The following is a 13,412-nucleotide window of genomic DNA, read 5'->3' on the forward strand; positions in this document are numbered from 1 at the left end:
ACACAATCGTTAGACTATCGTCAAATAATGTTTACACCGTAAAGTTACTATAAATATAAAGCGCTGTCAACATTATTTTAACAAGGTATAACCAAAAATTATATCATTTTACTATTTTGTAAATCCACAAGATTGTGTTATAATTAAACCATCTTTTCATTAAACATTTTAGTATAACGAGGTGATTGCTATGGAATTGGATTTAACGAACGCATCTTTACCGATCTACGAAGCACTGGCAAATGAAACTCGCTTAGCGATTTTAAGAGAATTAGGCGATAAGAAGAAAAGCATCAGTGAAATTGGACAAAAATTAGCAATCAGCAATGCTTTAATGACCAAACATATCCGTAAACTCGAAGAAGCTCAGTTGATCAAAACCGAAAAAGGATCGGGGCAAGACTGGAAGAAAAAATATTTGTCTCTAAAAACTGATTTCATCAATATCAATTTCCCAGCAAAAGTGTTTCCAGAAATGAATCTAACCTCCCAATCTGTGAAAATCGGCCACTTCACCGATTTTAAAGCTGAGCCTTCTTGTGGAATGGCGACCAAAGACCGCTTGATTGGCGCCTTAGATGATCCAAAATCTTTTCTGGATCAAGAACGTGTTGATGCAAGTATCATCTGGCTAAATAACGGTTTTTTAGAATACAAAATCCCAAATCCTTTGAAAAATGGCGAAAAAATCGAATTACTGGAAATCAGTATGGAGATTGCTTCAGAGTTCCCAATTTCGAATAACTATTGGCCAAGTGATCTTTCCTTTTACTTAAACAATCACTGCATCGGTAGCTACACCGTACCAGGAAACTTTTCGGATGTCAGAGGTTCTCTGACTCCACAATGGTGGATCGATGAGTTCAGTCAATATGGATTACTTAAGCATTTACGCATCAATCGCTATGATACTTCCCTCGATGGAGAAAAATTAACAGATCACAACCTGAATGAAATCGACTTAGACCACAGTGACTTTTTCACCTTTAAAATTGCTGCACCTGCAACTGCCGAAAACGCTGGTGGTTTGACCATTTTCGGCGATCGATGGGGAAATTATCCTCAAGATTTATTGTTCAATTTTTACGTATCGGAATGACTGTTGTCGTTCCATTACACAAAAAAAGCACGTAGCGAAGAGAGATCACTCCCTCAGCTAGTGCTTTTTTCTATTCTCTTACGCTGTGGCAAAAATGCGTTCAATCAACTGCATCACTGCTCGGACTTCTTCGTTTTTAACGATAGGTTCGGCACCGTTGCGTACAACGTTGTAAAAATTCTTGTAGAAAGGTTCAAAATCCGCTTCGGCTTTCGGGAAAGGAATCTCTTTGGCTGCCAATTCCGATGGCGGTGCCATCGTTTTCGTCAAGCCAACGCCTGCTTGAACTGGTTTTGGTGCGGCCACGTCTTCGCGACCTGTTGCCTGAACCATTTCACCATTTAGATCCCAATCGGTGATGGTGGCTGTTCCTTCCGTTCCTTTGATGTACCAGCGAGGCAATTGCGTGTAATTGGAGGTTCCAACTTCCACGATTGCTTTGACCCCATTTTCAAAGGTAATCAAAGCGAAGAACCCATCATCGACTTCTTCCCCCAACACAAAGCTAAGATCCGCTTTGACGTCTTTCACTGGGCTGTCGATCAGCCATAGCATTTGATCTAGCAAGTGAACGCCCCAGTCTAAGAGCATTCCCCCGCCTTGTTTTTTCACATGACGCCAGTCTCCTGGGATGCCGTTTGCCCCTTGGACTCGTGATTCTAATTGGAACAAATCGCCGATCTGTCCATTACGGTACAGTTCGCGTACAAGTAAAAAATCAGGATCCCAACGGCGGTTTTGGTGAACCATAAAGGTATTGCCGGTTTCTTGGGCAACCGCCACGATCTCATCTAGTTCCGCAGTATTCAGCGCAACAGGCTTCTCGCAAACAACATGTTTGCCTGCTCTCAATGCAGCGATCGATAACTCTTTATGCAAGTCATTAGGTGTGGCGATCAATACTGCTTCGATCGTCTCATCGGCTAAGACTTCATCATAGCTTTTAAAGATCTTATGGCCTTTTTCTTGTGAGATCGCTTGACGTTCTTCATTGATATCGTAAGTTCCTACGATGTGGATTCGTTCGTTTTCATTTGGTAAGATATTGTGGACATGGTACGCACCCATGCCGCCATATCCGATTACTGCAAAATTGATTGCACTCATGTCTGACACTCCTCGGTTTTCTTCTTATGCCCACCACATGGATGAAGCTTCTTCACGGATCATAATCGTCTTCAAGTTGCTGATGGCACGATTCAGTCCTTCATCAATGGACATGATTGGATCTTCATGCTCAATACTCAAGACATAATCATACCCATAAATTCTAAGTGCAGAAATAATATCTGACCAGACTTGTAAGCTGTGGCCGCAACCGACTGAACGGAAGGTCCAAGCTCGGGTTTTGACATTGCTATATGGCTGCATGTCCGTCAAGCCATGCATGTTGATATTGTCTTGGTCCAAATACGTATCTTTGGCATGGAAGTGATGGATCGCATCGGCTTCCCCTAAGATTTTGACCGCTGCCACTGGGTCGATCCCTTGCCACCATAAATGACTTGGATCCAAGTTACAGCCGATGGCTTTACCCGCAGCATCCCGCAGTTTCAACATCGTATAAGGGGTATGTGCCAAAAAGCCGCCATGAAGTTCGATCCCGATTTTAACACCAGCCGCTTCCGCTTCCGTGTTGATGCCTTTCCAATAAGGAATCAGTTTTTGTTCCCATTGATAATTATAATTGTCATCGTATTCCGTCGGCCATGGCAATACTGGCCAGTTGACTTGTGTATCTGTTGCATTTCCGCCTGAAACGCCTGAAAAACCATTCACAACAGGTACATTCATTAAGCTGGCTAATTTGATGGTTTTACGCAAAAGTTCATCGGCTTCTTGCGCTTCTGCTTTTAGTGGAGAGATTGGGTTGTTGTGACAGCTCAAAGCTGAGATTTCCAATCCTTTATCAGCTAATTTTGCCAAGTATTCTTTTCGCTCTGCTTCACTTGCTAGTAAACGGTCAATGTCTAAGTGGGCATTGCCGGGAGAACCACCGGTACCGATCTCAACGGTTTGGAGCCCTTTTTTCGCTACTTCATCGATCATTTCTTCAAAGCTAAGTTGATTGAATAACGGGGTAAAAACACCTAATTTCATTTTCTTTCCTCCTCAATTGCTTGAAAATGCCCATATGTTGGGTAACGATTTTCTGTTGGTGCACACCAGCGAGCCGCATTTTGGATCACTTTTTGCACTTTGGGATTGTAATAGCTTGGGAATGTCTCATGACCAGGCTGGAAATAGAAGATTTTGCCATTCCCACGGCGGAATGTACAGCCGCTGCGGAAAACTTCACCACCAGGGAACCAGCTGACAAAGATCAATTCATCCGGCGCTGGAATATCAAAGTGCTCGCCATACATTTCCTCTTGCTCTAGTTCGATCCATTCGCCGACTCCTTCAGCGATTGGGTGGCTTGGATTAACATTCCAGATCCGCGCATGCTGATCGTCTACCCGCCATTTCAAATCGCACGACGTTCCCATCAACGTTTTAAAGATTTTCGAAAAGTGGCCAGAATGCAAGACGATCAGTCCCATTCCTTCCCATACACGCTGCTGCACACGAGCAACGATAGTATCATCGACTTCTTCATGCGCCATATGGCCCCACCAAACCAACACATCCGTGTCAGCCAATACTTGCTCCGTCAACCCATGTTCTGGTTCATCAAGGGTCGCCGTTCGTACTTGAAAATCATCCTCTGCTAAAAACTTGGCAATTTGACCATGGATTCCTTCTGGATACATTTTTTGGACGGTCTCATTCGTTTTTTCATGACGAAACTCGTTCCATACCGTAACATGGATCATTGGTAGACCTCCTCTACGATGTCTTTTAATTGCAGATAATCAATCCCGCTGGCTTCTAAAGGAGCGAATTTTTGAAACGCTTCCTGCTCGACGATCAGCCATGGTAGTTCTAATGCTTTAGCTGCTTCTACATACGACTTAATTGGTAAAATCCCATTGCCGATCTCGGTGCTTTCCTGCGGCTGCTCTTGCATATCTTTGATATGAACCAAGCCGACCTTCGTTTCGCGTTCCTTTAGCCAAGGTAAAATAGCCACGTTTGCAAAGGCTAACCAGTAAAGGTCGGCTTCCAAACGCAGTTGCGGATTGTCTTTGATCAGTTCATCGATCATGGATTTTCCAGCAACTTCAGTAAATTCATGGGCATGGTTGTGGTAGTAGCAAATCAGCCCTTCTGCCTGCAATTTTTGGGTGATCTGGGTCAGCTCCGCAGCAAAGGCTTGCCATTTTTCCAAAGAATCAAAGCTGGCATACGGAATCACGATCCGTTGATTGCCAATCGTTTTTTCAAAAGCGACGGTTTCTTCAAAACGATCTTGCAATGCTTCAAACGGGATATGGGAAGCCGCGACCGCCAAATCCAACTGCTCCAGCATTTCTTTGATCTGAACAGCGCTGTGTCCATGATAACCGGCAAATTCAACACCGTCATAGCCGTTTTGTTTTACTGTTTTCAACGCATCAAAAAGATTTGTCTTGCAGTCCTCTTGAATACTCCAAAGCTGTAAAGCGATTTTCGGTTTTGTCATTTGTGCTCGCTCCTTTTCTTCCAGCAGTTCTTATAGGTAGACTGGCTCACCGGTTTGCGATGATTTGTAGATCGCTTCTAGAATCTCCGTCACGACCATTGCTTCTTCAGGTTTGACCACTGGTTCGGTATCGTTGATGATCGCATGGATCCACGATTGTGCTTCTAAAATTTCTGGCGTCTCCCCGTTTCCTTCATAAAAATCAACGCCGCCTGTTTCAAGTTCGATATTTTTTTCATACAGCAAGCTGTGGTCTTCCCCATTGATGGTCAAACCGTTGTTCATATCCGCACCGGCTTTGCTACCCATCAGTGTCGTTTTGGCCTCTTTCACATCCAAGCTGTTGAGCGCCCAGCTGGCTTCTAAGAAAATCGTTGCGCCATCTTCCATGACCACAAAACCAAAGGCCGAATCTTCTACTGAGAATTTCTCTGGGTCCCAAGGGCCCCAAGCATTTGCGGCATTTTTGGTTTGCGACAACTCATGATACGCTTTTCCGACAACAAATTTTGGTTTGTAATTGTTCATCATCCATAAGGTCAGATCCAATGCGTGGGTACCGATATCGATCAACGGACCGCCGCCTTGCGCCTCTTCATCAAGGAAAACACCCCAAGTTGGCACAGCCCGACGACGGATCGCATGAGCTTTCCCAAAATAAATGTTTCCTAATTGTCCTTCGGCGCACACTTCATGAAGATAACGAGAATCTTTTCTAAAACGGTTTTGGTAGCCGATCGTGAGTTTTTTTCCTGTTCGGTTGGCTGCTTCGATCATTGCTTTGGCTTCTGCCGCTGTTTTTGCCATTGGTTTTTCACACATGACATGACAATCCGCTTCTAGTGCAGCAATCGTCAACTCAGCATGTGAGGCGTTTGGTGTACACACATGGATCACATCTAGATCAGCTTGTGCCAACATTTCTTGATAATCGCTGAATACTTGAGCATCTTCGGTCCCAAATGCTGATTTCGCTTCAACTGCACGTTCAACCAGCAGATCACAAAAGGCAACCATTTCTACTTCTTCTACTTGAGACAAGGCAGGCATGTGCTTGCCGTTTGCGATCCCACCGCACCCAATGATTCCAACTTTAACTGTCATATCTTTCCTCCTGAAAACGCTTATTATTTTCTACCCCCTCATTATAGCGAAACATCGAAAGCAGTTCTTCCCAGTTTCCATTGAAAAAATTCCCGAAAATTATCTTATGAAACTTTAACAAAAAGAACCACTCCACAATTTATGCAAAGCGCTTAAAAAAACACTATCGAGAAAAAAATAGTGCCAAATTGACAAAAAAACAGTCGACAAGCACAGACTCATCGGCTGTTTCTATCAATTTTGATTCAATTGTTTCTGGTACTGCAACGGTGATTGACCAACGGCTTCCTTAAAGACATGATGAAATGTTTTGACACTGGCAAAGCCAGCTTTTTCAGCGACTTCTGCCATCGGGATCTTTTCATTTGCCAAGATAAATTTGGCTTGATTGATACGGTATTCCGTCAAAAACTGCATGAAGGTCTTGCCAGTATTGGTTTTAAAGAAACGCGTGAAATAATGAGGACTAAACCCTACATGTCTTGCGGTGTCCTCCATCGTCAAGACTTCTTGGTAATGGGATTCGATGTACTCAAAGACATCATTCAGACGCTGCAAGGTTTCTTTGTATTGTGCGGCCGTTCGTTTTAGTGGATTGACGGCTCGTTTTCGCTTTGGCAAGCTTTGATAGCACTCCCCGATCAACTGGTAAAGCAGCCCGAGAGTCAAATAACGCTTCCCAACAACATTCTCCTCTTCCAACTGATACAACTCGATCAAGAGACCTGTTATTTTTTCCGTAAAACTCGTTGGCCAATTTTTGCTGTGGGGCTCCCCTTCTTCAAAGAGTGTCATCAAGGATACTTTATTTTCTCGAAGCAACGGCTCTTCAAAAAGCTTCATATCAAATTGATAGACATAGCGTTCACTCTCAGGCGATGCTAGAAAATAGTGGGGTTGCCCGCTGGAAAAAAGATACAGATCCCCTTCCTCCAACTCAATGATCGTATCGTCAACACCAATATTGACCGTGCCGCGCTTAGCGTAAATGATCTCGATTTCTTTATGGACATGGGGGTAAACGATGGTCAACCCATCATTTAGAAACGTTCGAAAACGAAATTCACTTTCAAATTCAGGAATTTCAAGATACATACTCATGGCTGACCGACTCCTTCGCTCTATTCTTATTTATTATAAGCGAAAAATTGCCTAAGAGAAAACCTTTTCTCAGCCAATCATAGTTTCTTCTGCTTTTTTGTGGTATCGTATTCAAGAAAAGGAGTCTTGTTTATGAATTATTATGATCAACATCTGCATACATTTTTGTCTTTTGATTCAGATGAACAGTTTGAGAATTATCTAGCTTACCAGCCTGCCTACTTCGTTGCGACAGATCATTTCGATTTGAAGAACCCCTATTCGGGATTCCGTGATGATATTCCTGACTATGAATTACTAGTAAAAACCCACCAGAAGCTGCAAGAGACCACAGCGACGAAACTCTTAAAAGGCATCGAGATTGGTGTCGTGCCTGGTCAAGAACAAGAAATCTTGCGCTATCTTGAAAGCCATCCTTATGACTTGAAATTGATCAGTATCCATCAAAACGGTACCTTTGATTATATGGACGATGCCGTGTTGACGAAGGACAAATTTGCAGTCGCCAAACAATACTTTGACCAAATGGCCCACGTGTTGGACTCGTTTCCAGACGGGCATATCGTGACCCACTTTGATTATGGCTTGCGTCGTTTCCAATTTACAGCTGAGGAATTGGCCGCCCATTTTGAAACAGAGTTAACGACGATCTTCAAAAAAATCGTTGCCCGTGACTTAGCGATGGAAATCAACGCTAAGAGCTTTGGCCCCTATCAAAATGCCCACCTTTACCAATATGCTATCCCGCTGTATCAAAGTGTCGGGGGTAAATTGTTCACCCTCGGCTCTGATGCCCATAAAGCCAGTGATTATCGGTTAGATTTTGCAGCGATGAGCGATCTGCTGCGTTCCTTTGGTGTCAATCAATTAGCGGTATTTCAAGGTAGTGAACGGTTTATGGCGGATCTACCTGCTCAATAGCGTCACCTTTGAATGCACTCTACAACAACACATTTTCAATAAATGGACAAAAAAACGGCGAACCTTAAAAGGATACGCCGTTTTTTCATTTTAAGACCATATTTACTTAGGTTATTCTGCTGCTAAAATATCTTCCTTGGCATGGATCATTTGAGTCAAAAAGTCACAATAAGGCGTTGGCACTTGGTACTTGCGGCCTTTTCGTGAGATTGCGCCATTGATATAATCGATCTCGGTTTTGCGATGATTATTGATCAAATCTTGATACATGGATGGATAGTGCATTCCGATGCCTTCTGGATCATAGGTTTCCTCAATATGGTGGACTACTTCGGATACATCCAGTTCAACAGATTCATGGGTAGCAACTGCCGCAAATTCTTCCACAATCGTTTGGACCATCGCACGCGCCGTTGAGGTTTGTCCGAATTGGGCAATATTCACATTTAAAATCGAACACAAACCATTTAGTGTGCCGTTGACACAGGCTTTGCGATAGATGGAGTAGCGAATGTTCTCAGAATAAGACGCATTTAACCCAGCATCAGCCAAGACTACCGCTAATTGACGGGCATCTTCTTCTTTGCCCGGTTCGATATTTTGCAGTTCTACAGAACCATCCCCAAACAAGCGAACATTACCAGGACCAATCAAGTCCGCCGTCCAAATGGTATTTCCTAAAAAGATTTTATCCGTGCTGACATATTTTTCAATCGTGTCCTCATGACCGATCCCGTTTAATAAGCATAAGACTTTCGTTTGCTCTCCGATCATCGGTTTGATCGTTTGCATCATTTGATCCAGTTGCATCGCTTTAGTAAAGACCAGGATCAAGTCTGCTTGTACAGTCGTTGGGATCTCATTTTGCGAATAGATCGAAAAAGGGACTGCGATCTCTTCACCGTTTAAGTTCGCTCGTAATCCGTGTTCACGGATCGCTTCGATATGCGCCGACCAGCCGTCGATCAACGTGACGTCATTTCCGCCTCTTTTTAGCATAATAGCAAAACGGCTGCCCATAGCACCTGCACCAGCAATAACAATTTTCATCTGAATTCCTCTTTCCTCTTCCACAATTAGGTATAGTTTACTCTAAAATCGTGAAATATGCGAGAGCCTTGCGTTTTTTCTCGATAGGAAAGAAAAAAGAACAATTGGAATAGTTAGATTTTTCAGATAATTAAAAAACGGTCGTTTCCAATTTTGTCCATTCAAAAAGTCGCACGGAAGATTGAAAACTTGACTGAGCTAAACCAGTTTTCGGACTCACGTGCGACCCTTCTATTCAATTATTTCCTGTGAAACAGTTGTCGTTTTAGGCAGTGACTGTTTCATTGTTTGTTGCAAAGTTTTTTAGCCGTTCAGCTTTTTCCGCTTCTGTGATCCCATGTTGTTCCACGTAACGGTTGTGTTCGTGGATGGCACAATCATAGCTACAGGCACCTAAATGGGCAGCTTGATTTTCTTCAGAAGTCAAAAATTGGCGATTGCATTCTGGGTTGGCACAGTTTACATAGCGCTCGCAAGGTGTGCCATCAAACCAGTCGCGACCGATAACTTTTTTATCCACATGATTGATTTCCACACTAATGCGTTCATCAAAGACGTACATTTTGCCATCCCAAAGCTCGCCTTGAACTTCTGGGTCATTCCCATAAGCAAAGATACCACCATGAAGTTGGGCCACATCATCAAAGCCTTCTCGCAGCAACCAGCCTGAGAATTTTTCACAACGGATACCACCAGTACAATAAGTAACGACTTTTTTATCCATAAATTTTTCTTTATTATCGATGATCCATTGCGGCAACTCACGGAAGCTGCGGATATCAGGACGAACGGCTCCCCGGAAATGGCCTAAGTCATATTCATAATCGTTACGGGCATCGATCACCACGGTATCTTCATCTAACAAAGCTTCTTTGAACGCTTTAGGATCTAAATATTTTCCAGTCATTTCTAATGGATCGATGTCATCTTCCAGGTTCAATGAAACCAATTCTTTGCGCGGACGAACGAATAGCTTTTTAAACGCATGTTCTTCTACTTCATCGATTTTATAAAAAATCCCTTTAAAACGGGGATCAGCTTCCATTTTTTCCATATAGCGATCCGTCGCTTCAACCGTTCCAGAAAGCGTGCCATTGATCCCTTCATTGGCTACTAAAATACGGCCCTTGATGCCAATTTCTTTTCCAAATGCTAAATGCTCCTTGGCGAAGCTTTCCGGATCTTCAATTGTTGTATATTTATAAAATAATAAAACGCGGTATGTCAAACCAATTCCTCCTTTTTTTGCACCCTACAGTATAGGTTATCGAGTGACAAAAAACGAGTTTTATGCTTGTACCTTTTCACACAATCTTTTTCTTTGAGCAAACAGTGTCATGGATTGGTTTTATTGAGCTCTGCCACGAAAAAAGCTGTGACTTGATCCATCGTTTCTCCACGCACCAGATGGCGTTCTTCTCGCGAGATAAACTGCAGATTTGCTTCTGGATTTTCTGCCACAAAGGCTTCCACATCAGCATAAGGAATTTTCTCGTCTTGGGTACCATGCCAAAACAAAAGAGGACGCTGTCCTAATTTCTCTGGTTGAGAAGACAGATCGTAAGCATCCATCCAGCTTAAAAGCTGACCATAATCCTCGGGTACAAAGAACCCAGCAGCGCCGGCGTGCATTTGGATGCGGTCACGGTATTTCAACATGGAAGGAGAACCCATGATACAAGCTGCCGCTGTGATTTCTGGATGCTGGCATAATAAACCACACGTGGTCATCCCTCCCATGGAGACACCGCCAACTGCGATCTGACCGTTGACCAAACCAAGGTTTTCAAAAAAATCGACTAAGTAAGAAAACTCAAATAGATTGGTTTGGATACTTTGCCAAAAAGTTAAAGAAGGAATCTCCGATAGCTGGGTCTTGCGCTCCCCATGATTGGCTGCATCTGGCAAGACCACCCGAAAACCTTCTCTAGCCAACTTTCTGCCTTGTGTCAACACTAATTCTTTACTCGTCTGCCAGCCATGATAGTAAATAATCAATGGCAGCGGCTCATAAATCATTTCTTCTGGTACGACTTCTAAGACCGGAATATTCCCGATTTTTCTTTTTCGAACAGCTAATTTCATTCTTTTCCACCTCAGCTTAAGTATACAAAAAGTCGCCAAAAGCGCCACTGATACGCTGCAAAAAAAGACCATACCCAAAGAGTATGATCTTTTTTTATTTATGAATGTAAGACCGCTTCTCGAGCCAATGCCAAACAACCGAGGGTTCCAGCGTTGTCTTCCAATGCTGGGGTCACGATATATTTGCTTAACTCAGGCGTTTCGACATACCCATTGACCAATTTTGCAAATGCGTCGTGGACGTTTTGCAGCATATGGCGCTGTTTCATCACTCCACCGCCAAAAATGATCACATCTGGAGAAAACATCAAGGTTGTATTGTAGGCACATTGAGCAATATAGGAGGCTTCGATCTCCCAATAAGGATCATCTTCTGCAACCTCTTGTCCTTTTTTCCCTAAGCGTTTTTCGATGGCTGGTCCAGCGGCCATCCCTTCTAAACAGTTGCCATGAAATGGACAGCTGCCAGCAAAGTCATCTTTTGGATGAGGGACGACCAGCATATGCCCCATTTCTGGATGACTAAATCCTTCGATAAAGCGCCCTTCTTGTAAGGCACCTCCGCCAACACCTGTACCGATCGTGTAGTAAACGACACTACTCAATCCTTTGCCACTGCCGAAGACATACTCACCATAGGCAGCCGCATTGACATCTGTTGTCCAAGAAATCGGGATCGGAAATTCTTTTTTCATGGTACCGATGAAATCAAAATTTTGCCATGCCAATTTCGGGGTTGAGGTAATGTACCCATAAGTGGCAGAATCGCGATGGATATCGATGGGCCCAAATGAGCCAATCCCAATCCCTGCTAAATCTGCTTGGTATTGTTTGAAGAAATCAATGACTAAAGGCATTGTTTCCTCAGGTGTCGTTGTCGGAAAGCTCACTCTTTCCTTGATCGTCATTTCTTCATCGCCAATGGCACACACAAATTTTGTGCCGCCTGCTTCAATCGAACCGTATAACATGCAAATCGCTCCTTTTTTTCTAACTACTTGCTGAACTTGATGCTGCGGCATCATCTGCTTTGACGCGATCGATGGCTACCACTAATGCAATGATCAGGTCATCTAGATCTTCTTCATAGATCACAACTTCATAGGTATCGCCCCAAGAGATCCATTTTTTGTGGATCTCTGCGATCCGCTTGCCGTTGCGGTTGACCACAAAATCCATATCCCACCAATTGCCATCCACATCGATGCCTTCTGCACTGATGGAATAGCGGGCTTTAAAAAATGTGAAATGTTTTTCTAAAACGATCGCTTCTTGGCCGTGGACTTCCACAAAAAATTTCGGTAATAAACTGAACACTTTTTTGGTGATCTCCGCGATCGGTCGCTGCTGCTCATTGAAGATCGTAAAACTTTTCGGGATCTTAAAAAAACTGCCTTCGACATAATAGCGAGGGTTTTGTAAGTCATCGGTCACGGTAAATTTTTCGCCGATGCTGAAAACCTTCTGTTTGATGTAAAGTTTCTTCAAATGCTACACTCCTTTCTCTTTGACATCGCCCGTATTGATCACCGGCTGAGTGCCTTTATCGGTAATGATCGACACCAATAAATTATTGATCAGTTGGACTTTGCGGTCGTCTGTGAAATTGATGTCCTGTCCGTCTTCGATTTGTTCTAACGCCATTTGTGTCATGGAGACGGCCCCTTCAACAATGATTTGCCGTGCTGATAAAATTGCTTTAGCTTGTTGGCGCTGCAGCATCGCACTAGCGATCTCAGTCGCATACGCGAGGTGATTTAAGCGGGTCTCTATGACTTCGACCCCAGCAACAGCTAATCGTTCCTGCAATTCTTTTGCCAGCTCCTCCGAGACTTCACTTGTATTGCCTCGCAACGTCAGATCATCGTCATTGAACGTGTCATAAGGGTATTGCGTCGCAATATGACGAATCGCTGTTTCACTTTGGATCTCAATGAAGTCTTGGTAATAATCGACATCAAACAATGCTTTAGCGGTATCTACAACTTTAAATACCACCACTGCCGAGATCTCGATCGGGTTTCCGTCTGAATCATTGACCTTCAATAGCGAACTGTTAAAGTTGCGGACTTTCAATGAAACATTGATTTTTTGGGTTAATGGGGTTGTCACAAACAAGCCGTTGTCTTTAATGGTTCCTAGATATTGCCCAAAAAAGAGGATCGCTTTGGCTTGGTTGGGTTGTACGATCGTTAACGAACTAAGGAAAAGAAACGAAACGATCCATAAAAGAATACTGAGAACGATTTCGAGAACGCTCTCATTTACGAACCCATGATAAAACAAATAACCGCCGCCAACTAATAACCCGATTAGCACAACCAGTGCTAAATACCCATTCACATGAAATGTCTGTTTTTCTGTCATTTTTATTCCTTCCCTTCTTGCTCTTATCTTACCTTGGTTAAAGCCGCTGTGCAAATGTTCTTGCGCATATCAGCGACGATTCCCAATCAAGCTATTTTGTTTTCTGCAACTTTCCCGTTA

At 43.3% G+C, this 13,412-nt stretch carries 14 protein-coding genes; 2 read left to right on the plus strand and 12 right to left on the minus strand.

Translation table 11 applies throughout. The annotated features are described in order from the left end of the window. Window positions 1-190: 190 nt before the first annotated feature. Window positions 191-1,099, plus strand: a complete 909-nt coding sequence (locus IGI88_RS03945; RefSeq protein ID WP_008380365.1) for an ArsR/SmtB family transcription factor — start codon at window positions 191-193, stop codon at window positions 1,097-1,099. 78 nt (window positions 1,100-1,177) lie between these two features. On the opposite strand, the gene IGI88_RS03950 is transcribed toward IGI88_RS03945, so the two are convergent. The 6 genes from IGI88_RS03950 to IGI88_RS03975 all read right to left on the minus strand — a co-directional run bounded on the left by IGI88_RS03950 (window position 1,178) and on the right by IGI88_RS03975 (window position 6,869). Then, window positions 1,178-2,206, minus strand: a complete 1,029-nt coding sequence (locus IGI88_RS03950) for a Gfo/Idh/MocA family protein (RefSeq protein WP_060791480.1) — start codon at window positions 2,204-2,206, stop codon at window positions 1,178-1,180. Between the two features lie 24 nt (window positions 2,207-2,230). Continuing rightward, the gene (locus tag IGI88_RS03955; protein ID WP_005233928.1) at window positions 2,231-3,199 is read right to left on the minus strand and encodes a sugar phosphate isomerase/epimerase family protein; all 969 of its coding nucleotides are present in this window, start codon (window positions 3,197-3,199) and stop codon (window positions 2,231-2,233) included. Continuing rightward, window positions 3,196-3,915 (minus strand): ThuA domain-containing protein, encoded by a 720-nt coding sequence (locus tag IGI88_RS03960; protein WP_429960228.1) that lies wholly within the window; start codon window positions 3,913-3,915, stop codon window positions 3,196-3,198. The genes IGI88_RS03955 and IGI88_RS03960 overlap by 4 nt, the downstream gene beginning before the upstream one ends. After that, complete coding sequence (locus tag IGI88_RS03965) at window positions 3,912-4,664, minus strand: sugar phosphate isomerase/epimerase family protein (RefSeq protein ID WP_008380356.1); 753 nt, start codon at window positions 4,662-4,664, stop codon at window positions 3,912-3,914. Before IGI88_RS03965 ends, IGI88_RS03960 begins: the two co-directional genes overlap by 4 nt. A 30-nt stretch (window positions 4,665-4,694) precedes the next feature. Continuing rightward, entirely contained in the window at window positions 4,695-5,768 is a 1,074-nt protein-coding gene (locus IGI88_RS03970) for a Gfo/Idh/MocA family protein (protein ID WP_005228203.1), read from the minus strand. A 234-nt stretch (window positions 5,769-6,002) separates the two neighbouring features. Further along, entirely contained in the window at window positions 6,003-6,869 is an 867-nt protein-coding gene (locus IGI88_RS03975; RefSeq protein WP_429960229.1) for an AraC family transcriptional regulator, read from the minus strand. A 132-nt stretch (window positions 6,870-7,001) separates the two neighbouring features. Here IGI88_RS03975 and IGI88_RS03980 point away from each other — a divergent pair, with 132 nt between their 5' ends. Then, on the plus strand, window positions 7,002-7,790 hold the full coding sequence (locus tag IGI88_RS03980; protein WP_016612872.1) for a PHP domain-containing protein: 789 nt from the start codon (window positions 7,002-7,004) through the stop codon (window positions 7,788-7,790). A 111-nt stretch (window positions 7,791-7,901) separates the two neighbouring features. Here the strand turns inward: IGI88_RS03980 and IGI88_RS03985 are convergent, their stop codons facing one another. From IGI88_RS03985 to IGI88_RS04010, 6 genes are all read right to left on the minus strand, one after another. Then, window positions 7,902-8,840 carry a 2-dehydropantoate 2-reductase gene (locus IGI88_RS03985; RefSeq protein WP_429960230.1) on the minus strand — a complete coding sequence of 313 codons (939 nt, stop codon included), beginning with the start codon at window positions 8,838-8,840 and terminating at the stop codon, window positions 7,902-7,904. Between the two features lie 265 nt (window positions 8,841-9,105). Next, window positions 9,106-10,068, minus strand: coding sequence for a rhodanese-related sulfurtransferase (locus IGI88_RS03990; protein ID WP_008379571.1), 963 nt, complete (start codon window positions 10,066-10,068; stop codon window positions 9,106-9,108). A gap of 107 nt (window positions 10,069-10,175) precedes the next feature. Then, entirely contained in the window at window positions 10,176-10,925 is a 750-nt protein-coding gene (locus tag IGI88_RS03995; protein WP_008379569.1) for an alpha/beta fold hydrolase, read from the minus strand. Window positions 10,926-11,023: 98 nt separating this feature from the next. Continuing rightward, on the minus strand, window positions 11,024-11,896 hold the full coding sequence (scrK, locus tag IGI88_RS04000; protein ID WP_002347415.1) for a fructokinase ScrK: 873 nt from the start codon (window positions 11,894-11,896) through the stop codon (window positions 11,024-11,026). A gap of 19 nt (window positions 11,897-11,915) precedes the next feature. After that, window positions 11,916-12,413, minus strand: coding sequence for an LURP-one-related/scramblase family protein (locus IGI88_RS04005; RefSeq protein WP_005233908.1), 498 nt, complete (start codon window positions 12,411-12,413; stop codon window positions 11,916-11,918). Between the two features lie 3 nt (window positions 12,414-12,416). After that, window positions 12,417-13,292, minus strand: a complete 876-nt coding sequence (locus tag IGI88_RS04010; protein WP_008379560.1) for an SPFH domain-containing protein — start codon at window positions 13,290-13,292, stop codon at window positions 12,417-12,419. Window positions 13,293-13,412: the final 120 nt, after the last annotated feature.

Origin of the sequence: Enterococcus sp. AZ179 (genome assembly GCF_050498885.1) — a bacterium.
GTDB classification, from domain to species: domain Bacteria; phylum Bacillota; class Bacilli; order Lactobacillales; family Enterococcaceae; genus Enterococcus_D; species Enterococcus_D entomosocium.

Bases quoted from the DNA above. Each gene is read 5' to 3' on its own strand.
- IGI88_RS03945 (WP_008380365.1), top strand. From the start codon at position 191: ATGGAATTGGATTTAACGAACGCATCTTTACCGATCTACGAAGCACTG.
- IGI88_RS03950 (WP_060791480.1), bottom strand. From the start codon at position 2,206: ATGAGTGCAATCAATTTTGCAGTAATCGGATATGGCGGCATGGGTGCG.
- IGI88_RS03955 (WP_005233928.1), bottom strand. From the start codon at position 3,199: ATGAAATTAGGTGTTTTTACCCCGTTATTCAATCAACTTAGCTTTGAA.
- IGI88_RS03960 (WP_429960228.1), bottom strand. From the start codon at position 3,915: ATGATCCATGTTACGGTATGGAACGAGTTTCGTCATGAAAAAACGAAT.
- IGI88_RS03965 (WP_008380356.1), bottom strand. From the start codon at position 4,664: ATGACAAAACCGAAAATCGCTTTACAGCTTTGGAGTATTCAAGAGGAC.
- IGI88_RS03970 (WP_005228203.1), bottom strand. From the start codon at position 5,768: ATGACAGTTAAAGTTGGAATCATTGGGTGCGGTGGGATCGCAAACGGC.
- IGI88_RS03975 (WP_429960229.1), bottom strand. From the start codon at position 6,869: ATGAGTATGTATCTTGAAATTCCTGAATTTGAAAGTGAATTTCGTTTT.
- IGI88_RS03980 (WP_016612872.1), top strand. From the start codon at position 7,002: ATGAATTATTATGATCAACATCTGCATACATTTTTGTCTTTTGATTCA.
- IGI88_RS03985 (WP_429960230.1), bottom strand. From the start codon at position 8,840: ATGAAAATTGTTATTGCTGGTGCAGGTGCTATGGGCAGCCGTTTTGCT.
- IGI88_RS03995 (WP_008379569.1), bottom strand. From the start codon at position 10,925: ATGAAATTAGCTGTTCGAAAAAGAAAAATCGGGAATATTCCGGTCTTA.
- scrK (WP_002347415.1), bottom strand. From the start codon at position 11,896: ATGTTATACGGTTCGATTGAAGCAGGCGGCACAAAATTTGTGTGTGCC.
- IGI88_RS04010 (WP_008379560.1), bottom strand. From the start codon at position 13,292: ATGACAGAAAAACAGACATTTCATGTGAATGGGTATTTAGCACTGGTT.